This is a genomic window from Pseudomonas sp. 10S4 (assembly GCF_034344865.1).
In the GTDB taxonomy this organism is placed as follows: domain Bacteria; phylum Pseudomonadota; class Gammaproteobacteria; order Pseudomonadales; family Pseudomonadaceae; genus Aquipseudomonas.
The window spans coordinates 1,878,819-1,899,541 of record NZ_CP133774.1 but is presented as its reverse complement, the minus strand read 5'-3'; the positions used below and the strand labels follow the sequence as shown (position 1 = coordinate 1,899,541).

The following is a 20,723-nucleotide window of genomic DNA, read 5'->3' as shown; positions in this document are numbered from 1 at the left end:
GCGCTCGCCCCTATAAAACATTAACTAACCATCGCTTATTGATTCGTTACAACCCACGGTATTCCAACAACTTATAGGCTCGCCCATGAAACCGACTAAAGACCGTCTCAATCAAAAGAAAGCCGAACTTAGCGCTCACCCGATCTTTGGCGAAATACATTCGTTGTCAATCTTGCAGCGCTTCATGGAAACCCATGTCTTTGCCGTTTGGGACTTCATGTCGCTGACCAAGCGCCTGCAGCAGGAACTGACCTGCGTGCAACTGCCCTGGCTGCCACCGCGAGACCCACAAGCGGCGCGGTTGATAAACGAAATTGTGCTGGGTGAAGAGTCCGACGATCGTCCCGCCAATGGTCACTACAGCCATTTCGAGTTGTACCTGGATGCGATGCGCGAAGTCGGTGCAAGCACCGCAGCGGTGGAGCGCTTCGTGGCGTTGCAAAAAGAAGGCGTGAGTTATGACGTGGCGCTGCAAAGTGTGAACGTCGATCCGGCTGCCGCACAGTTCGTGCGCAACACCTTGCACACCGCGCTGCATGCGCCGGGTCATAGCGTGGCAGCGGTGTTTCTGCATGGCCGGGAAAGCGTGATCCCGCAGATGTTCCAGCGGATTCTCGACGATTGGGGCATTGGTCTCGACCAGGCGCCGACCTTCCGTTACTACCTGGAACGCCACATCGAAGTCGACTCCGAAGACCACGGCCCGGCCGCCGAAAAGCTCCTCGCCCGGTTGGTCGATGGCGACCCGCAACGTCAGGAAGACGTTTACGCCAGCGCCATCGCCGCTGTGGAAAGCCGCATTGCCTTGTGGGATGGCTTGCGCGTCAGCATGAGCGAAACCGTCGGCGAGGTGAGCGCATGAACGCCGCTGACTACCAATCCTTCGCTGACGCCTGGGAAAGCCGCGCGACCATCCGCACCCGCCCCCGGCGTGTGCTGGAGAACGACGACAAGCTGATCTATCCGTTGAGTCGCCAGCCATTGGTGCTGAGCGAAACCTTCCTGCGCGAGTGCCCCGAACAACGGGACTTCGCCCTGGTGCAGACGCTCTACAAGTTCATCAACGACGTGGTGATTTTCGAAACCGAGATCGTCGACAAGACCGCCCGTAGCATCGCTAAAAATCGTTTCGCCGTGGCTTTCCCGTTCGCTTGCCGCTACGACGCCATGACCGTGGTGGTGGACGAGGATTACCACGCCTTGGTGGCGATGGATTTCATGCAGCAGACCGTTGCCATGACCGGTATCACGCCGATTGAACTGCCGGATGAAATCGAGCTGAGCCGAGCGATACCAGCGGCCGTGGCACTCGCTCCGGAACACCTGCGCAGCGCCGTGGAATTAATCTGCGTGGCCATCGCCGAAAACACCGTGACCGGCGATGTGGCGGCATTCGCCAAGGACGACACGGTCAAGCAGTCGATCAAGGGGCTTATGGCCGACCACTTGCTGGACGAGGGCCGCCACTCAAGTTTCTGGGCACGACTGGTGCGCATCTACTGGCACACCGCGAGCGAAGCCGACCGTCAGTGTATCGCCCAGATCCTGCCGGTGTTCATCGGCCACTACCTGACCAACGATATTCAGAAGTCCTTCGACTTCCGGTTGATCGAGTCCTTGCAGATCAGCGACGCCGCGCGCCGGGCACTCAAGAGCGAAGTGTCGGGGCTGGCCTTCCCGATCAATCGCCATCACCCGCTGGTCGCCAACATCGTGCGGTTTTTCCGCAGCAGTTCGCTGCTTGATTCGCCATGCGTTCAAGCAGCCCTGAGCGACTACCTGGTTTAACGAGGAGAACATCATGAGACGTCTCGACATTGTGCTCATTGGACAAAGCCAGGCCTTGACCGACCTGGCGCTAGAGCTCGAACAACATGGACATTCACTGGTGCGCACCGCCGCTTTTGGTGAGCGAACGTTGGGCAACGTCGACCTACTGATCGACGATGACAGCCTGGTCTTTAGCGACCTCGGCGATGTGCCGCGACTGACGCTACAGCTGGGTCTCGGTTTGCCTGAGTCCACCGGACTGCCAACCCTGGACTTGCTGTGCTCATATGATTCGGCGCTGTTTACTCGCGTGCCGATTGCCGAAGAACCTAGCGGCAATGGCCAGGCATTACGCCTGCGAGCGGTGGCAGAATTGGTGGACCATGTGGCACTGCTGGTTAGTCGCTTCTCACGGGATACCGAGTATTTTCGGTGCACCGAGCCGACAGCACCCGCGCACTTCGAGCGCGTGGAAAATCTGCTGTATCTAGAGCAACTGGCCTTCGTCCATCAGCTCAACCTCACCGCTCAACCCGAACTGCTGCGACTGGGCCGGATCCCGATGATCGAGCGGCTTGAGCAGCGCTTTATCGAATGCGCCGAACGACCTGCGCTGAACATCGCCGGCATGTCGCTCAGTTACCGTCAATTGCATGCCCACAGCCGCGCTATCCAGCAGCGTTTACAGCCGCTGCTCGATCAACATCAGGGCTCGTTGGTGGTGGGCATCTGTCTGCCGAAATGCAGCGCGTTGTATGCAGGGATTCTGGCGATTCTCGGCAGTGGCGCGGTGTACTTGCCGCTGGAGCCGAGCCATCCGCTGCAACGTCAGCAGTACATTCTGCAGAACGCCGGGGCGGTGTTGTTGCTCCACGATGGTGAGCATCCGCTCGCCGCCGAGATGCCAGCGCTGGACATCAGCCGCATCGACCTCAATGACGTCAATCTTGATCAACCATTGATGCGTCAGCGACCGGCTCTCGATGCGCCGTGCATGGCACTCTACACCTCGGGCACCACCGGGCACCCGAAAGGCGTGCTGCTCAGCCAGGCCAACCTCGCGCACTTCACCGCGTGGTACGCCGACTATGTGCAACTGACCGAGCAGAGTCGGGTATTGCAGTTTTCATCGCTGAGTTTTGACTCGTCACTGATCGATATTTTCCCAACCCTGCTGCAGGGCGCCGAGCTAGTCGTACCCAATGACGATCAACGTCGTGACCCGCTGCAATTGGTGGCGCTGATCCGTCATCAACAACTGAGCCACGCCTTCTTGCCCCCGGCGCTGCTGAGCATTCTGCCGCTGGAGCAGTTGCAGGTGCTGGATCACGTCATGACCGGCGGCGACGTCTGCGAACCCTACGTCATCGAGCAACTCACGCGACAGGGCAACCTCTACAACCTCTACGGCCCGACCGAAGCCACGGTGCTGATCACCGCGCGACAGCTGCGGCCCGGCGACAACAACCGCACCCTCGGCGGCCCGATTGCCAACAGCCAGGTGCTGATTCTCGATGAGGGCTTTCAACCGGTCGCCGAGCAGAGCGTCGGTGAGTTGTACATCGTCGGCCCTGGTGTGTGCCTGGGTTATCTGAACAACCCGCAGCAGACCGCCGAGCGCTATCTGAACCTGAGCTTGCCGAACGGCGAAAGCCTGCGCGCCTACCGCACCGGCGACATGGCGAAGTGGACCCGCGATGGCATCGAGCTCTGCGGGCGACGGGACAATCAGGTGAAGATCCGCGGCTTCCGGGTCGAGCCGGAAGAGATCGAGCGCTGCCTGCGGGACAGCCAGTTATACCGGCAAGTGGCGGTAGTCATCGACAGCCATCGACGGATTCTGGCCTTCCTCGCCCAGCCTCAGGAAGACCAACCCGGCACCGCGCGCGAAGCGCTGAAGGCCCACGCCGTGCAATTCCTGCCGGACTACATGCAGCCCGGCGCCTGGACTGAACTGGCGAGCATGCCGTTCGCGAGTAACGGCAAAGTTGATCGCAAGGCGCTGCTGGCATTGCCGGTGAACGTGCTGGAAAACAGCGCCCGCCGGTTACCCGCTAGTGCCGATGAAGCGCTGTTGCTGGAGATCTGGGCCGAGTTGCTGGAGCTGCCGGCGAGCGATATTTCCACCGACGAAAGTTTCTTCAACCTCGGCGGTCACGTCGATCCTGCTGTCGCGAATGTTGCTGCGTTTGCGCGAGGAGTTCGGTCGCAGCATCTCGATCAACCGATTCATCGAATTGCCGACCATCGCGAAACTGGCGACGCTGGTGCGCGGTTCGGGTACCGAAGAAGTGTTGAGCGAACAGGCCATGGCCGATGCTTTCCGCGAGCTGGATGTGCAGCCGCTACCGGTCAGTCGTATGGGCGATGTGCATAAGGTGATCGTCACCGGCGCCAACAGCTTTGTCGGCGTGCACATCGTCGAGGCGTTGCTCGCGTGGGGGGCCACTGAGGTCGCCTGCCTGGTGCGCGACGGTGGCGGGCAATCGGCGGCGGAACGCTTTGCCCACGCGTTACGCGAGAACCGTCTGGAGCATCTGGACTTGAGCCGGGTGCGGGTTTACGCGGCGGACATTACGCGTCCGTCCTTGGGGCTTGCCGTTGATGTCTACGAGCGACTGGACCGGGAGTTCGGCGCGTTGGTGCACAACGCGGCCAACGTCAATCACGTGCTCGATTACGAGTCTCTGGCGCGGGACAACGTCGAGCCGATTTTCGAGTGTCTGCGTTTGTGTGAGGGGCGCAGCAAGAAGATCTTCAACTTCGTCTCGACGCTCTCGGCGTCCAGCACGATTTCTGACGATGGCCGAGTGCTCGAATTACCGGCCGCGCAGACGCCGCCGATTTACATCAAGAACGGCTACAACCTGTCCAAGTGGGTCGGCGAGCGGATCCTGGAGCGGGCACGGGAACGCGGTGTGCGGGTCAATCTGTATCGCCCCGGCAACATCAGTTTCAACAGCCTCACCGGCGTCTGCCAACCGCACAAAAATCGTTTGATGCTGATGCTCAAGGGCTCGATCCAGCTCGGCCAGGTGCCGGAGTTCACGCTGAACTTCGACCTGATGCCGGTGGACTTCCTCGCCCGTTTCATTGCCTTCCACGCCAGCCGTTATCAGCCGGAACACGCGGTGTTCAACCTGCACAACCCCGAGCCACTGAGTTGGGACGCCTACGTGGATTCGTTTCGCGAAGCAGGCCGGCAGTTTTCGATGGTCAGCGTCGCCGACTGGCAACAGCAACTGGGCCGGGTCGACAGCGACAACGCGCTGTTCGGCGTACTGGGGTTCTACCTAAACGGCTTCGAGGAAGACATCGGCGATATCTCGATGATCGGCCACGACAACGCCCAGGCCGGTGTCCGACAAATGGGCGCGCACTACCCGGAAAAATCCCCGGCGCTGCTGCGTCGCGGCTGCGACTACCTCAAAGAAATCAATTTCATCTGACCCACCCAACTGGAGCAAGACCATGACAACTCTGCAACCCGATACCCTGATCAAAAATCCTCACGGCTGCCATGTGGCGTCTTCGGTGGATGTGCCGGCGGACGCTTTGAAAGTCTGGGAGGTAGTCGGTAACTTTGCTGGCTTTGATCAATTCATCCCGGCGCTGTCGCACATCGAAATGACCGGTGAAGGCGTGTCGTCCCTGCGTAAGAAAGTCTTCAAGGACGGCAACCTGGTGGTCGAGCAACTCAACTCCCGGGACGACCAGGCGCTGAGCATGACCTGGACCACGATCTACAACACCTTGGGCGTGGCCAGTTTGTGGGCGGCGATGAACGTCGAATCGCTGGGGGCGGGCAAGTCTCGGGCGACCTGGACCATCATCGCCGAACCTGCACAAGGTGGTGCCGAGGCACTGCCGGGGTTCAAGGATTTCGTTCAGGGATTTGCCGATGATGCGATGAACAATGTGCAGAAGTTGTTTGCGTAAGGCATGAAAAAGCCCGCTGTGGATAAACTCCACAGCGGGCTTCTTTACATCGATGAATCAGATTTTGAAACTGTCGACCAATTGCTTCAAGCGGTTGGCCTGCAACGACAAGGCATCGCAATCCTTCAACGTTTCATTGAGGTTGGCCACACTTTGCTGGTTCAGCAGGTTGATCTGGTTAACATCGACGTTGAGGGTTTCCACCACCGCAGTCTGTTCTTCGGTGGCCGCGGCTACCGACTGGTTCATGCCGTCGATTTCGCCGATGCGCTGGGTCACGCTGACCAGTCGCAGACCGGCCTGATTCGCCACTTCGACGCTCTCTTCACTGGAAACCTGGCTGGCGTTCATGGTGGTCACCGCTTCGCGAGAACCGATCTGCAGCGAGGTGATCATCTTGTGGATCTCCTCGGCCGATTCCTGGGTACGGTGTGCCAGGTTGCGCACTTCGTCCGCCACCACCGCAAAACCACGACCGGCTTCACCGGCACGGGCCGCTTCGATGGCTGCGTTCAATGCCAGCAGGTTGGTTTGCTGGGAGATGCCTTTGATCACATCCAGAATGTGCCCGATGTTGTCGGTGCTGGCATTCAGGGTTTCGATCTGGGTGCAGGACAGGCTGATTTTCTGCGACAGCTCGGTCATGGCCAGAATGGTTTTTTCCACCACCTGACGACCGTCATCGGCCTGCTCGCTCGCGCCGCTGGCGTGCTGTGAAGCGTCTGCCGCGTTGCGGGCGATTTCCTGGGTTGCGGCACCGAGTTCGTTGATCGCGGCGGCCACACTGTTGGTACGAGCGCTTTGTTCGTCGGAACCGATGATCGAGGCGTTGGACGACGCCATCACCCGTTGCGACAGGTCATGAACCTGGCGGGTCGCCGAAGACACTTCGGAAATCGACGCGTGAATCCGCTCTACGAACTGGTTGAACGCAGCACCCAGCTCACCGAACTCGTCTTTGCTTTCCACGGCCAGACGACGGGTCAGGTCACCTTCACCTTGGGCGATGTCTTTCATCGCGCGGCCCATGGTGGTCAGTGGACGCATCAGCACGTTGATCAGCAAGCTCAGCAGCACTGCAATGGCGCTCACGGCGATAAACATCGCAATCAGTGCCGAGGTGCGGAATTGGCTCAAAGGCGCGTAGGCCTTGTCCTTGTCGATCGACAGACCGATGTACCACTCGGCACTCGGCAAACCCGTCACCGGGGTGAACGAGAGGATGCGGTCTTGCTTGTTCAGGGTGACTTCCTGGTTGCCCTTCTCGATGCGTACGTTGGTGTTCGGGTAAATATCTTTAAGGTTCTTCATCACCTGATCTTTATCCGGGCTGACGATCACTTGACCGTCGGCACTGACCAGGAACGCGTGGCCGATACCGCCGAAGTCCACCGAGTTGATGATCTTCACCAGGGTTTCGAGGCTCAGGTCGCCGCCAACAACGCCGAGCAACTCGCCGTTCTTTTTCACCGGCAGGGCGATGGTCACTACCAGTCCACCCACCGCGGCCATGTAAGGCGGGGTCAACATGGTCTTGTCGGCAGTGACGGCTTGTTTGTACCAGGGACGCTGACGCGGATCGTAGCCATCCGGCATCTTCGCGTCAGGGCGTTGGGTGAATACGCCATTCGCCTGGCCGACATAGGTGAACTGGAAGTTCGAGGTGAGGGCAGGTTGATCCACCAACCCTGGCAGATCGGCATTCGCACCTTGGTGGGCGACGTTCTGTGCCAGGTTTTCCAACACCAGCACACGGCCGCTCATCCAGTTCTGCACGCTGCTGGCGGTCAAGTCGCCAGCTTGCTGGACGGAGGACTCGAGATTTTCCCGGATCGTATTTCGCTGTAAATAGTCGTTGTACAAAGTGAACAACGCGAAAGCCAGCACTACGACGCCAGAAGCGGCCAGCAGGATTTTATGGCTGAACTTAAGATTCATTTCAGGGGACTTCTTATGGAAAAAGTGGGGATGCGTTCCGGATTGCAACATTCCATGTAACAGCGCAGACGGCTTTCTGAGGCCGCTCTACTTTGGTGCACGCATGTCTCACTAGTCTTTCGGCACGAGAAGGAGAAATCTTAGGGGGTTTGTATGAAATGGCTGGAATTCTTGCCAGATTCCCGCCGAACGGCGTGCTAGAGCGTCTGACTTAGCTTATCTCTGCCACTTTTTCCGTTTGTTGTTTGAAGCTTTTTACCTGCTCCAAAACGACAAAACCCCTGACTGCGTTAGCAGACAGGGGTTTCGGAATTCAATCTTGACGATGACCTACTCTCACATGGGGAAACCCCACACTACCATCGGCGATGCATCGTTTCACTGCTGAGTTCGGGATGGGATCAGGTGGTTCCAATGCTCTATGGTCGTCAAGAAATTCTGTGACCAGCCCGTTACCGCAGTAACGTGCCAGCAAAAAATGGTGACTTCTACTAAAACAAAACCCCTACCTGCATACGCAGATAGGGGTTTCGGAATTTAATCTTGACGATGACCTACTCTCACATGGGGAAACCCCACACTACCATCGGCGATGCATCGTTTCACTGCTGAGTTCGGGATGGGATCAGGTGGTTCCAATGCTCTATGGTCGTCAAGAAATTCGGTAGCCAGGTCGTTCTCCTTACGGAGTACGCTCCAGCGAATGGGTATGTGATAGATCTCGGTGTTTTGTGAGTGTCTCGAACTTTCGGTTCGTTTCGTCTTCACACACCGCAATCTGGTGCTCTTTCGCTTTTCAGCTCGAAGCAAGCAAATTGCTTGGGTGTTATATGGTCAAGCCTCACGGGCAATTAGTATTGGTTAGCTCAACGCCTCACAGCGCTTACACACCCAACCTATCAACGTCGTAGTCTTCGACGGCCCTTCAGGGGACTCAAGGTCCCAGTGAGATCTCATCTTGAGGCTAGTTTCCCGCTTAGATGCTTTCAGCGGTTATCCGTTCCGAACATAGCTACCCGGCAATGCCACTGGCGTGACAACCGGACACACCAGAGGTTCGTCCATCCCGGTCCTCTCGTACTAGGAGACAGCTCCTCTCAAATCTCAAACGTCGCGCGGCGGATAGGGACCGAACTGTCTCACGACGTTCTAAACCCAGCTCGCGTACCGCTTTAATGGGCGAACAGCCCAACCCTTGGGACCTACTCCAGCCCCAGGATGCGACGAGCCGACATCGAGGTGCCAAACCATGCCGTCGATATGGACTCTTGGGCAAGATCAGCCTGTTATCCCCGAGGTACCTTTTATCCGTTGAGCGACAGCGCTTCCACAAGCCACTGCCGGATCACTAGTCCCGACTTTCGTCCCTGCTCGACTTGTCAGTCTCACAGTCAAGCTCCCTTGTGCACTTACACTCGACACCTGATTGCCAACCAGGTTGAGGGAACCTTTGGGCGCCTCCGTTACTTTTTAGGAGGCAACCGCCCCAGTCAAACTACCCACCATACACTGTCCTCGATCCGGATAACGGACCTGAGTTAGAACCTCAAAGTTGCCAGGAGTGGTATTTCAACGTTGACTCCACCTGAACTAGCGTCCAATCTTCACAGTCTCCCACCTATCCTACACAAGCCACACCGAACACCAATACCAAGCTGTAGTAAAGGTCACGGGGTCTTTCCGTCATGCTGCGCGTAACGAGCATCTTTACTCGTAATGCAATTTCTCCGAGTTCGCGGTTGAGACAGCTGGGAAGTCGTTACGCCATTCGTGCAGGTCGGAACTTACCCGACAAGGAATTTCGCTACCTTAGGACCGTTATAGTTACGGCCGCCGTTTACCGGGGCTTCGATCAAGAGCTTCGCGTTAGCTAACCCCATCAATTAACCTTCCGGCACCGGGCAGGCGTCACACCCTATACGTCCACTTTCGTGTTTGCAGAGTGCTGTGTTTTTAATAAACAGTCGCAGCGGCCTGGTATCTTCGACCGGCATGGGCTTACGCAGTAAATGCCTTCACGCCTCACCGGCCCCCTTCTCCCGAAGTTACGGGGGCATTTTGCCGAGTTCCTTAACCACGAGTTCTCTCAAGCGCCTTGGTATTCTCTACCCAACCACCTGTGTCGGTTTGGGGTACGGTTCCTGGTTACCTGAAGCTTAGAAGCTTTTCTTGGAAGCATGGCATCAACCACTTCGTGTTCTAAAAGAACACTCGTCATCAGCTCTCGGCCTTAGAATCCCGGATTTACCTAAGATTCCAGCCTACCACCTTAAACTTGGACAACCAACGCCAAGCTGGCCTAGCCTTCTCCGTCCCTCCATCGCAATAACCAGAAGTACAGGAATATTAACCTGTTTTCCATCGACTACGCTTTTCAGCCTCGCCTTAGGGACCGACTAACCCTGCGTCGATTAACGTTGCGCAGGAAACCTTGGTCTTTCGGCGTGGGTGTTTTTCACACCCATTGTCGTTACTCATGTCAGCATTCGCACTTCTGATACCTCCAGCAAGCTTCTCAACTCACCTTCACAGGCTTACAGAACGCTCCTCTACCGCATCACCTAAGTGATACCCGTAGCTTCGGTGTATGGTTTGAGCCCCGTTACATCTTCCGCGCAGGCCGACTCGACTAGTGAGCTATTACGCTTTCTTTCAAGGGTGGCTGCTTCTAAGCCAACCTCCTGGTTGTCTGTGCAACTCCACATCCTTTCCCACTTAGCACGCGCTTTGGGACCTTAGTTGGTGGTCTGGGTTGTTTCCCTTTTCACGACGGACGTTAGCACCCGCCGTGTGTCTCCCATGCTCGGCACTTGTAGGTATTCGGAGTTTGCATCGGTTTGGTAAGTCGGGATGACCCCCTAGCCGAAACAGTGCTCTACCCCCTACAGTGATACATGAGGCGCTACCTAAATAGCTTTCGAGGAGAACCAGCTATCTCCGAGCTTGATTAGCCTTTCACTCCGATCCACAGGTCATCCGCTAACTTTTCAACGGTAGTCGGTTCGGTCCTCCAGTTAGTGTTACCCAACCTTCAACCTGCCCATGGATAGATCGCCCGGTTTCGGGTCTATTCCCAGCGACTAGAATCGCCCTATTAAGACTCGCTTTCGCTACGCATTACCCTACTCGGGTTAAGCTCGCCACTGAAAATAAGTCGCTGACCCATTATACAAAAGGTACGCAGTCACCCAACAAAGTGGGCTCCCACTGCTTGTACGCATACGGTTTCAGGATCTATTTCACTCCCCTCTCCGGGGTTCTTTTCGCCTTTCCCTCACGGTACTAGTTCACTATCGGTCAGTCAGTAGTATTTAGCCTTGGAGGATGGTCCCCCCATATTCAGACAAAGTTTCTCGTGCTCCGTCCTACTCGATTTCATGACTAAGAGATTTTCGCGTACAGGGCTATCACCCACTATGGCCGCACTTTCCAGAGCGTTCCGCTAATCTCAAAGCCACTTAAGGGCTAGTCCCCGTTCGCTCGCCACTACTAACGGAATCTCGGTTGATTTCTTTTCCTCAGGGTACTTAGATGTTTCAGTTCCCCTGGTTCGCTTCTTAAGCCTATGTATTCAGCTTAAGATACCTAACTTATGTTAGGTGGGTTCCCCCATTCAGACATCTCCGGATCAAAGTCTGTTTGCCGACTCCCCGAAGCTTTTCGCAGGCTACCACGTCTTTCATCGCCTCTGACTGCCAAGGCATCCACCGTATGCGCTTCTTCACTTGACCATATAACCCCAAGCAATCTGGTTATACTGTGAAGACGACATTCGCCGAAAATTCGCAATTACTCACAAATTTTACCTTAGCCTGATCCGTTACCAGTGAAAGTAACGTCCAGTCTATCTTTCTATCACATACCCAAATTTTTAAAGAACGATCTAATCAAAGACTAGAAATCAATATTCACCGAGGAATACTCATTTCTAAACTCTAACGACACAAGCCACCTTAAAGGCTGGCTTCTCGTCTTCTTCAATGAATCAAGCAATTCGTGTGGGAACTTATGGAGCAGCTGATGTCGTCGATTAAGGAGGTGATCCAGCCGCACCTTCCGGTACGGCTACCTTGTTACGACTTCAGTCCTAGTCACTGAATCACACCGTGGTACAGCGTCCTTCCCGAGAGGGTTAGACTAGCTAGCTTCGGGTGCAACCCACTCCCATGACTGTGACGGGCGGTGTGTACAAGGCCCGGGAACGTATTCACCGCAGCGTTGCTGATCTGCGATTACTAGCGACTCCGACTTCATGAGGTCGAGTTGCAGACCTCAATCCGAACTGAGACCGGCTTTTTGGGATTAGCTCCACCTTGCGGTATTGCAGCCCTTTGTACCGGCCATTGTAGCATGCGTGAAGCCCAAGACATAAGGGGCATGATGATTTGACGTCATCCCCACCTTCCTCCGAGTTGACACCGGCAGTATCCCATGAGTTCCCACCATTACGTGCTGGCAACATAGGAAGAGGGTTGCGCTCGTTGCGGGACTTAACCCAACATCTCACGACACGAGCTGACGACAACCATGCACCACCTGTCTCAATGTTCCCGAAGGCACCAATCTATCTCTAGAAAGTTCATTGGATGTCAAGCCTTGGTAAGGTTCTTCGCGTTGCATCGAATTAATCCGCATGCTCCGCCGCTTGTGCGGGCCCCCGTCAATTCCTTTGAGTTTTAGCCTTGCGGCCGTACTCCCCAGGCGGGGAACTTAATGCGTTAGCTGCGACACGGAGACCGTGGAATGGTCCCCACATCTAGTTCCCAACGTTTACGGCATGGACTACCAGGGTATCTAATCCTGTTCGCTCCCCATGCTTTCGCTCCTCAGCGTCAGTTACGGCCCAGAGATCTGCCTTCGCCATTGGTGTTCCTCCTGATATCTGCGCATTCCACCGCTACACCAGGAATTCCAATCTCCCCTACCGCACTCTAGTCTGCCCGTACCCACTGCAGGCCCGAGGTTGAGCCTCGGGTTTTCACAGCAGACGCGACAAACCGCCTACGAGCTCTTTACGCCCAATAATTCCGGACAACGCTTGCACCCTACGTATTACCGCGGCTGCTGGCACGTAGTTAGCCTGTGCTTTTTCTGCAGGTACCGTCACTTTCGCTTCTTCCCTACTAAAAGAGGTTTACAACCCGAAGGCCGTCGTCCCTCACGCGGCGTTGCTGCATCAGGCTTTCGCCCATTGTGCAATATTCCCCACTGCTGCCTCCCGTAGGAGTCTGGGCCGTGTCTCAGTCCCAGTGTGGCCGGTCACCCTCTCAGGCCGGCTACCCGTCGTCGCCTTGGTGAGCCATTACCTCACCAACTAGCTAATCCGACCTAGGCTCATCTGATAGCGCAAGGCCCGAAGGTCCCCTGCTTTCTCCCGTAGGACGTATGCGGTATTAGCGTCCGTTTCCGAGCGTTATCCCCCACTACCAGGCAGATTCCTAGGCATTACTCACCCGTCCGCCGCTCGCCACCAGGTACAAGTACCCGTGCTGCCGCTCGACTTGCATGTGTTAGGCCTGCCGCCAGCGTTCAATCTGAGCCATGATCAAACTCTTCAGTTCAAACATCTTTGGGTTTTTAAGAAACCCTAAACTTGGCTCAGCAATCGTTGGTTACATCTTTGATTTCTCGCGGAGTAACTTGTGATGCTGATAATCTTGTTGACTATCAGTCTGACTCCACAAGCACCCACACGAATTGCTTGATTCAGTTGTTAAAGAGCGGTTGGTTAAGATCTTTCATCTCAACCGAGGCGCGCATTCTACAGCAGCCTCTGTCACTGTCAAGCGGTTATTTTCAGAAGCTTTCAAAGTTTCCTTTGCAACTTCAACCACTTGCGCTTCCGATCTCTCGTTAGCGGGAGGCGAATTCTACAGCGTTACTCGCTGCTGTCAACACCTCTTTTCCGCTACTTTCGACCGAGAAGATCGAACCGTTAATAGAGCCCTACAACACCGCTCTACCAACTCCTTCTGGGCTTCGATGACCTGAAGCAACTCGCTGTCGAAAACCGCATAACTCTTTGTTTACCAAGGAGTTTTCCGTTTCGACTGCGCCGGAAGTGGGGCGAATTATAGACTTCCAGAATCTGCCGTCAAGCCCTGATTTAGCTTTTCTATCAATAACTTGCTGAAAGCTGGAAAACCGCACGATTCCTTCTATATAGGAGAGCAAAACAACACCTTCTATATAGAAGGATCTCTCAAAGGACCCCAGCCTCTTTGAAAGCAGCCACGGCACCAACTGACAACCCCAACACCCGCTGCAGAACCTCAAGCGTATGCTCCCCTAATAGAGGAGGCGCATTACGGTATTCCACCGGGGTCTCGGACAAGCGAATCGGACTCGCAACCTGAGGCACCATCCCGGCCAATGCGTGAGGCAACTCTATAGCCAACCCACGCGCCTGAACCTGCGGATCAGCAAACACCTGGGCCAGATCATTGATCGGCCCACACGGCACGCCCGCCTGCTCCAACTGGAGCACCCACTCAGTCGTAGTCTTGAATACAGTCGCCTGACGGATCAACGGAATCAGTACCGCCCGATTAGCCACCCGCAGCTTGTTGGTGGCAAAGCGCGGATCATCCGCCCACTGCGGCTGACCTGCCACCTTGGCAAACTTGCGAAACTGCCCGTCGTTACCCACCGTGAGGATGAAATCGCCATCCGCCGTAGGAAAGTCCTGATAAGGCACGATGTTCGGATGAGCATTCCCCAAGCGCTTAGGCGCATTGCCAGTAGTCAGGTAGTTCATTGCCTGATTCGCCAGACAAGCCACCTGCACATCCAGCAACGCCATATCAATGTGCTGCCCGCCACCGTCATGATCCCGATGCGCCAGCGCCGCCAATATCGCCACCGTCGAATAGAGCCCGGTCAAAATGTCGGTCAGCGCTACACCGACTTTCACCGGCCCCGCGCCCTCATCACCCTCAGGTCGACCGGTGAGGCTCATCAAGCCGCCCAACCCCTGGATCATGAAGTCATAACCCGCGCGCTTGGCGTAAGGCCCTGTCTGACCGAACCCGGTAATCGAGCAATAGAGCAGATTCGGATTGATCGCCTTGAGCGACTCATAGTCCAGACCATAAGCCGCCAGACCACCGACCTTGAAGTTCTCGATCAGAATGTCCGACTTCGCCGCCAGATCACGTACGAGCTTCTGCCCTTCAGGTCGGGTGAAGTCGATGGTCACCGATTGTTTGTTGCGATTGGCCGACAGGTAGTAAGCGGCCTCGCTGGTGTTCTCGCCATAGGCGTCTTTAAGGAACGGAGGCCCCCAGGCGCGCGTGTCATCGCCATTGCCCGGGCGCTCGACCTTGATCACTTCAGCGCCAAGGTCCGCCAGGATCTGCCCGGACCAAGGCCCGGCCAGCACCCGCGATAAATCCAGTACCCGTAGATGCGAAAGCGCGCCCATGGCCGTTCTCCTATTAATAGAACGCCTGGATACCGGTCTGCGCGCGACCAAGGATCAGCGCGTGGACGTCATGCGTACCTTCATAGGTATTCACGACTTCCAGGTTGACCAGGTGGCGAGCGACACCGAACTCATCGGAAATACCATTGCCACCCAGCATGTCGCGAGCCATGCGCGCGATATCCAGGGATTTACCGCAGGAGTTGCGCTTCATCATCGAAGTGATCTCGACCGCAGCAGTGCCTTCGTCTTTCATACGACCCAGACGCAAGCAACCTTGCAGCGCCAGGGTGATTTCAGTCTGCATGTCAGCCAGTTTTTCTGGATCAACTGAGTAGCTGCCAATGGGCGGCCGAACTGCTGACGATCCAGGGTGTACTGGCGAGCGGTGTGCCAGCAGAATTCGGCGGCGCCCAGTGCACCCCAGGAGATGCCATAACGCGCGGAGTTGAGGCAGGTAAAAGGGCCTTTCAGACCACGGACATCCGGGAAGATGTTCTCTTCAGGAACAAACACGTTGTCCATGACGATTTCGCCGGTGATGGACGCACGCAGGCCGACCTTGCCGTGAATCGCCGGAGCGCTCAGGCCTTTCCAACCCTTTTCCAGTACGAAGCCACGAATGTCACCGGCATCATCCTTGCCCCAGACCACGAACACATCGGCGATGGGGCTGTTGGTGATCCACATCTTGCTGCCGGTCAGGCTGTAGCCGCCTTCCACTTTGCGTGCACGAGTAATCATCGCGCCCGGGTCGGAACCGTGGTCAGGCTCTGTCAGCCCGAAGCACCCGATCCACTCGCCGGAAGCGAGTTTCGGCAGATACTTCTGCTTTTGCGCTTCAGTACCGAACTCATTGATCGGCACCATGACCAATGAGGACTGCACGCTCATCATCGAGCGATAACCGGAGTCAACCCGCTCGACTTCACGAGCGATCAGGCCATAGCTGACGTAGTTCAGGCCGCTGCCACCGTATTCCTCGGGAATGGTCGCACCCAACAAGCCCACTTCGCCCATCTCACGGAAGATCGCGATGTCGGTCTTCTCATGGCGGAAAGCTTCCAGAACACGCGGTGCGAGCTTCTGCTGAGCGAACTGCTCGGCGGTGTCGCGGATCATGCGTTCTTCTTCGGTGAGCTGTTGATCCAGCAGCAGGGGATCGATCCAGTTGAAGCTAGCTTTACCGCCCATGAGTGAGTCCTCTCGAATCGGGTCAAATAACGTGGGTTGATCCTAGGCCCGGTGCGGCATTCCGGCAAACGAGGATTTCGCATACTGTTGTGCTAATTTCTCACTCCGAAGCATCGCCAAAGGTCATTTGTGCGACGTATTAGTGAGGTTCACGTACATGCGCAGAAAAATCCCCAGCACCACCGCCCTGATCAGCTTCGAAGCGGCAGCGCGCCACGAGAGCTTTACCAAGGCAGCCCAGGAACTTTCACTCACCCAGGGAGCGATTTGCCGACAGATCGCCAGCCTCGAGGAATTCCTCAGTGTCGAACTGTTCCGACGCTCTCGGCGCGGAGTGAAGCTGACAGAAGCCGGGCTTTCCTATAGCCGTCGTGTGGCCACCCAACTCGATGCCGTTGAACGGGACACCTTGTCGGTCATGGGCCAGCAAGGCGCGAACGTGATCGAACTGGCGGTGGTGCCGACCTTCGGCACCCAATGGTTGCTGCCAAGGCTCAAGGACTTCCAGCACAAGCACCCGGAGGTGACGGTTAACCTCACCAACCGCACACGTCCGTTCTTGTTTGCCGACACCGAGTTCGATGCCGCGATCTACTTCGGCGACGCGGACTGGTCGGGTACCGAATCCCACAGGCTGATGGGAGAGAATCCGATGCCGGTGTGCAGCCCAGCCCTACTGGGCAAGAAGACCAACCTGACACCCGCTGAAATCGCGGAACTACCGCTACTGCAACAGACCACCCGCCCCTACGCCTGGCGCCAATGGTTCAACTCCCAGAGCCTGAATATCCCCCGCGACATGACAGGCCCGCGTTACGAGCTATTCTCCATGCTCGCCCAGGCGGCCATGCACGATATGGGGATTGCACTGATTCCGCCGTTCCTGATTCAGCGTGAACTGGCAGAGAAGCGCCTGGTGATTGCCAATCCGCAAGCGCTGTCGAGCATCAAGGCCTATTACCTGATGATTCCTGAGCGAAAGGTCGAATCGGCGTCTTTAAGGGCTTTTCGGGATTGGCTGGTGAATCAGGCCCACAGCTACAGCCCAGAAGGATAAAGGCTATGTCTCGCTAACTGACCCCGTAGTCAGCAAAACCAAAGCACTACAGATATAAGTATTTGTCGCATATTCATAGACTGTACCGACAAACAGTACAAACGTCCCACAAGTGCCTGATGACGCGGCCTTGAGCTTCTATTTCGATGCCATGACAGCTCATTCACCGCACCGATATGTAAATTCTTGAATTTCGACCAGAATCCTTACAAGGCACGGCCTGCAAGGGATTGACCCGGCTAGTTGCGACATTCGGTCACGGGGTGACTTGTAGTTAATTTTCCGTCACCCGTCATAATCCCTTGAAGGGCACAAAGTTCGCCTGCAAAATGCCGCGCCCCGCCTGATTTGGCGGGATCGTGCTGATCGGCCGCCCCAGCCGCACCATCCGAAGTGCCTGGGTTTACTCAATAAGATCACGCAGGAGATTTGACGTGCACATTGGTGTTCCTCTCGAAACCCAGACGGGTGAAACACGGGTTGCTGCAACCCCGGAAACCATCAAAAAGCTGATCGGCCAGGGCCATAAGGTCACTGTACAAAGCGGCGCCGGGGTAAAAGCCAGTGTTGTCGACAGTGCCTATGAAGCGGCAGGCGCAACCATTGGCAGCGCCAACGACGCGTTTGGTGCCGAGCTGATTTTGAAGGTGGTCGCGCCCAGCGACAGCGAGCTGACTCTGATCAAGAGCGGCACCGTTGTGGTGGGCATGCTCAACCCGTTCAGCAATGAAATCATCGCTAAGCTAGCCGAGTGCGGCATTACCGCGTTCGCGCTGGAAGCCGCGCCACGCACCTCCCGCGCCCAGAGCCTGGACGTGCTGTCTTCTCAAGCGAACATCGCCGGTTACAAATCCGTACTGCTCGCCGCTCACTACTACCCACGCTTCATGCCGATGTTGATGACCGCCGCGGGCACTGTGAAAGCAGCGCGCGTGCTGATCCTCGGTGCAGGTGTGGCGGGTTTGCAGGCAATCGCCACGGCGAAACGTCTGGGTGCGGTGATCGAAGCGTCTGACGTGCGTCCTGCGGTAAAAGAGCAGATCGAATCCCTCGGCGCCAAGTTCGTCGACGTACCTTACGAGACCGATGAAGAGCGCGAATGCGCCGTCGGTGTTGGCGGTTACGCACGACCAATGCCAGCGAGCTGGATGCAGCGCCAGGCCCTGGCCGTGCACGAACGCGCCAAGCAGGCTGACATTGTCATTACCACCGCACTGATCCCGGGCCGCAAGGCACCGACGCTATTGAGTGCCGAAACCGTGGCGCAGATGAAGCCAGGCTCGGTGGTCATCGACCTTGCCGCAGCCCAGGGCGGCAACTGCCCGCTGACCGTGGCCGATCAGGTGGTCGTTGCGAATGGCGTGACCATTTGTGGCCCGACCAATCTGGCCGGTGAAGTCGCGGCAGACGCTTCGGCCTTGTACGCCCGCAACCTGCTGGACTTCCTGAAGCTGGTCTTCAACAAAGAAGGCCAGTTCGAAGTGAACCTAGAAGACGACATCGTCGCCGCGTGCCTGATGTGCCGCGACGGCCAAGTCATCCGCAAAAACGCCTAAGCAGGGATTCAGACGATGGAAGAGCTTATCTCCCCCGGTATCTACAACCTGATCATCTTCGTGCTGGCGATTTATGTCGGTTATCACGTGGTCTGGAACGTAACACCTGCACTGCACACGCCGTTGATGGCGGTGACCAACGCAATCTCCGCGATCGTGATCGTCGGCGCCATGCTGGCGGCGGCTTTGACCGTGACACCACTGGGCAAGACCATGGGCACCCTGGCCGTGGCACTGGCCGCAGTGAACGTGTTTGGTGGCTTCCTGGTCACCCGCAGAATGCTTGAGATGTTCAAGAAAAAAGCCCCGAAAGTCGTAAAAGAAGAGGCGCCCAAGTAATGAGCATGAACCTCGTAACGACGCTCTACTTGATCGCGTCGATCTGCTTCATCCAGGCCCTTAAAGGCCTGTCGCACCCGACCACGTCCCGACGCGGCAACGTGTACGGCATGCTCGGCATGGGACTGGCGATCCTCACCACTATCGGCCTCATCTATAAGCTGGGCGCTGAGCTCGCGACTGCAGGCATCGGCTACGTTATCGTCGGCCTGCTGGTCGGCGGCACCGCCGGTTCGATCATGGCCAAGCGCGTTGAAATGACCAAGATGCCGGAACTGGTCGCCTTCATGCACAGCATGATCGGCATGGCCGCGGTGTTCATTGCGATCGCGGCTGTCGTTGAGCCGCAATCGCTGGGTATTGTTAAACAGCTGGGCGATTCGATTCCTGCCGGTAACCGTCTGGAGCTATTCCTCGGCGCCGCCATCGGTGCAATCACCTTCTCCGGTTCGGTGATCGCCTTTGGCAAGCTGTCGGGCAAGTACAAGTTCCGCCTGTTCCAGGGTGCACCGGTACAGTTTGGCGGCCAGCATAAGCTGAACCTGCTGCTGGGCCTGGCGACACTGGCCCTTGGCATCACCTTCATGCTGACCGGCAACCTCAACGCCTTCGCGCTGATGCTGGCCCTGGCCTTCGTGCTGGGCGTGTTGATCATCATCCCGATTGGCGGCGCGGACATGCCGGTGGTTGTGTCGATGCTCAACAGCTACTCCGGCTGGGCAGCGGCGGGTATCGGCTTCTCGCTGAACAACTCGATGCTGATCATTGCCGGCTCGCTGGTAGGCTCGAGCGGTGCGATCCTCTCGTACATCATGTGCAAGGCGATGAACCGCTCCTTCTTTAATGTGCTGCTCGGCGGTTTCGGCAACACGGCGGATGCAGCCGGCCCTGCTGGCTCGAAAGAAGCCCGCCCGGTGAAATCCGGTTCGGCTGACGACGCGACCTTCCTGCTGACCAACGCTGACACCGTGATCATCGTTCCGGGCTACGGCCTGGCGGTTGCACGGGCGCAACATGCGCTGAAAGAGCTGACCGAAAAGCTGACCCATCGCGGCGTGACCGTGAAGTACGCGATCCACCCGGTTGCCGGTCGGATGCCTGGCCACATGAACGTGTTGCTGGCCGAGGCCGAAGTGCCTTACGACCAGGTGTTCGAGATGGAAGACATCAACTCCGAGTTCGGTCAGGCCGACGTGGTGCTGGTGTTGGGCGCCAACGACGTGGTTAACCCAGCCGCCAAGAACGATCCGAAATCGCCGATTGCCGGCATGCCGATTCTCGAAGCGTTCAAAGCCAAGACCATCATCGTCAACAAGCGCTCGATGGCCAGCGGCTATGCCGGTCTGGACAACGAACTGTTCTACCTCGACAAAACCATGATGGTCTTCGGCGACGCCAAGAAGGTCATCGAGGACATGGTTAAAGCCGTCGAGTAAAACCTGCGCCAGCGCAATACCCAAAACCTCAGCCTTTAGTAGGCTGGGGTTTTTTTATTCCCCGTGAAACC

The 20,723-nt window shown here is 56.8% G+C and carries 9 protein-coding genes, 4 rRNA genes and 2 pseudogenes; 8 read left to right on the top strand and 7 right to left on the bottom strand.

The genetic code is table 11. The annotated features are described in order from the left end of the window. The first annotated feature begins 85 nt into the window (after positions 1-85). From RHM58_RS08925 to RHM58_RS08905, 4 genes and pseudogenes are all read left to right on the top strand, one after another. The gene (locus RHM58_RS08925; protein ID WP_201255824.1) at positions 86-862 is read left to right on the top strand and encodes a DUF3050 domain-containing protein; all 777 of its coding nucleotides are present in this window, start codon (positions 86-88) and stop codon (positions 860-862) included. Beyond that, entirely contained in the window at positions 859-1,788 is a 930-nt protein-coding gene (locus tag RHM58_RS08920) for a diiron oxygenase (RefSeq protein ID WP_201255823.1), read from the top strand. The genes RHM58_RS08925 and RHM58_RS08920 overlap by 4 nt, the downstream gene beginning before the upstream one ends. Before the next feature lie 13 nt (positions 1,789-1,801). Continuing rightward, a pseudogene (locus tag RHM58_RS08915) lies at positions 1,802-5,219 on the top strand (non-ribosomal peptide synthetase). Positions 5,220-5,241: 22 nt separating this feature from the next. Beyond that, positions 5,242-5,709 (top strand): SRPBCC family protein, encoded by a 468-nt coding sequence (locus RHM58_RS08905; RefSeq protein WP_201255821.1) that lies wholly within the window; start codon positions 5,242-5,244, stop codon positions 5,707-5,709. Between the two features lie 57 nt (positions 5,710-5,766). Here the strand turns inward: RHM58_RS08905 and RHM58_RS08900 are convergent, their stop codons facing one another. The 7 genes and pseudogenes from RHM58_RS08900 to RHM58_RS08870 form a co-directional block, all read right to left on the bottom strand. Beyond that, positions 5,767-7,647 (bottom strand): methyl-accepting chemotaxis protein, encoded by a 1,881-nt coding sequence (locus tag RHM58_RS08900; protein WP_322270113.1) that lies wholly within the window; start codon positions 7,645-7,647, stop codon positions 5,767-5,769. Between the two features lie 317 nt (positions 7,648-7,964). Then, positions 7,965-8,080, bottom strand: a 5S ribosomal RNA gene (rrf, locus tag RHM58_RS08895). Between the two features lie 108 nt (positions 8,081-8,188). After that, positions 8,189-8,304, bottom strand: a 5S ribosomal RNA gene (gene rrf, locus RHM58_RS08890). 173 nt (positions 8,305-8,477) lie between these two features. Then, positions 8,478-11,378, bottom strand: a 23S ribosomal RNA gene (locus RHM58_RS08885). A 300-nt stretch (positions 11,379-11,678) separates the two neighbouring features. Beyond that, a 16S ribosomal RNA gene (locus RHM58_RS08880) occupies positions 11,679-13,208 on the bottom strand. The 16S, 23S and 5S rRNA genes sit together here, the layout of an rRNA operon. A 641-nt stretch (positions 13,209-13,849) precedes the next feature. Continuing rightward, the gene (locus tag RHM58_RS08875; RefSeq protein ID WP_322270112.1) at positions 13,850-15,070 is read right to left on the bottom strand and encodes a CaiB/BaiF CoA transferase family protein; all 1,221 of its coding nucleotides are present in this window, start codon (positions 15,068-15,070) and stop codon (positions 13,850-13,852) included. A gap of 13 nt (positions 15,071-15,083) precedes the next feature. After that, positions 15,084-16,192: pseudogene (locus tag RHM58_RS08870) on the bottom strand (acyl-CoA dehydrogenase). Positions 16,193-16,421: 229 nt separating this feature from the next. Between RHM58_RS08870 and RHM58_RS08865 the strand changes: the two are divergent. The 4 genes from RHM58_RS08865 to RHM58_RS08850 all read left to right on the top strand — a co-directional run bounded on the left by RHM58_RS08865 (position 16,422) and on the right by RHM58_RS08850 (position 20,652). Beyond that, a complete protein-coding gene (locus RHM58_RS08865) occupies positions 16,422-17,321 on the top strand; it encodes a LysR family transcriptional regulator (RefSeq protein ID WP_322270110.1) in 900 nt (299 codons plus the stop codon). A gap of 434 nt (positions 17,322-17,755) precedes the next feature. Then, positions 17,756-18,877: a Re/Si-specific NAD(P)(+) transhydrogenase subunit alpha gene (locus RHM58_RS08860; RefSeq protein WP_322270109.1), complete on the top strand. Its 1,122-nt coding sequence runs from the start codon at positions 17,756-17,758 to the stop codon at positions 18,875-18,877. 15 nt (positions 18,878-18,892) lie between these two features. Next, the gene (locus tag RHM58_RS08855; RefSeq protein WP_007947884.1) at positions 18,893-19,216 is read left to right on the top strand and encodes an NAD(P) transhydrogenase subunit alpha; all 324 of its coding nucleotides are present in this window, start codon (positions 18,893-18,895) and stop codon (positions 19,214-19,216) included. Next, positions 19,216-20,652 carry an NAD(P)(+) transhydrogenase (Re/Si-specific) subunit beta gene (locus tag RHM58_RS08850; RefSeq protein WP_201199426.1) on the top strand — a complete coding sequence of 479 codons (1,437 nt, stop codon included), beginning with the start codon at positions 19,216-19,218 and terminating at the stop codon, positions 20,650-20,652. Before RHM58_RS08855 ends, RHM58_RS08850 begins: the two co-directional genes overlap by 1 nt. The last annotated feature ends 71 nt before the right edge of the window (positions 20,653-20,723 follow it).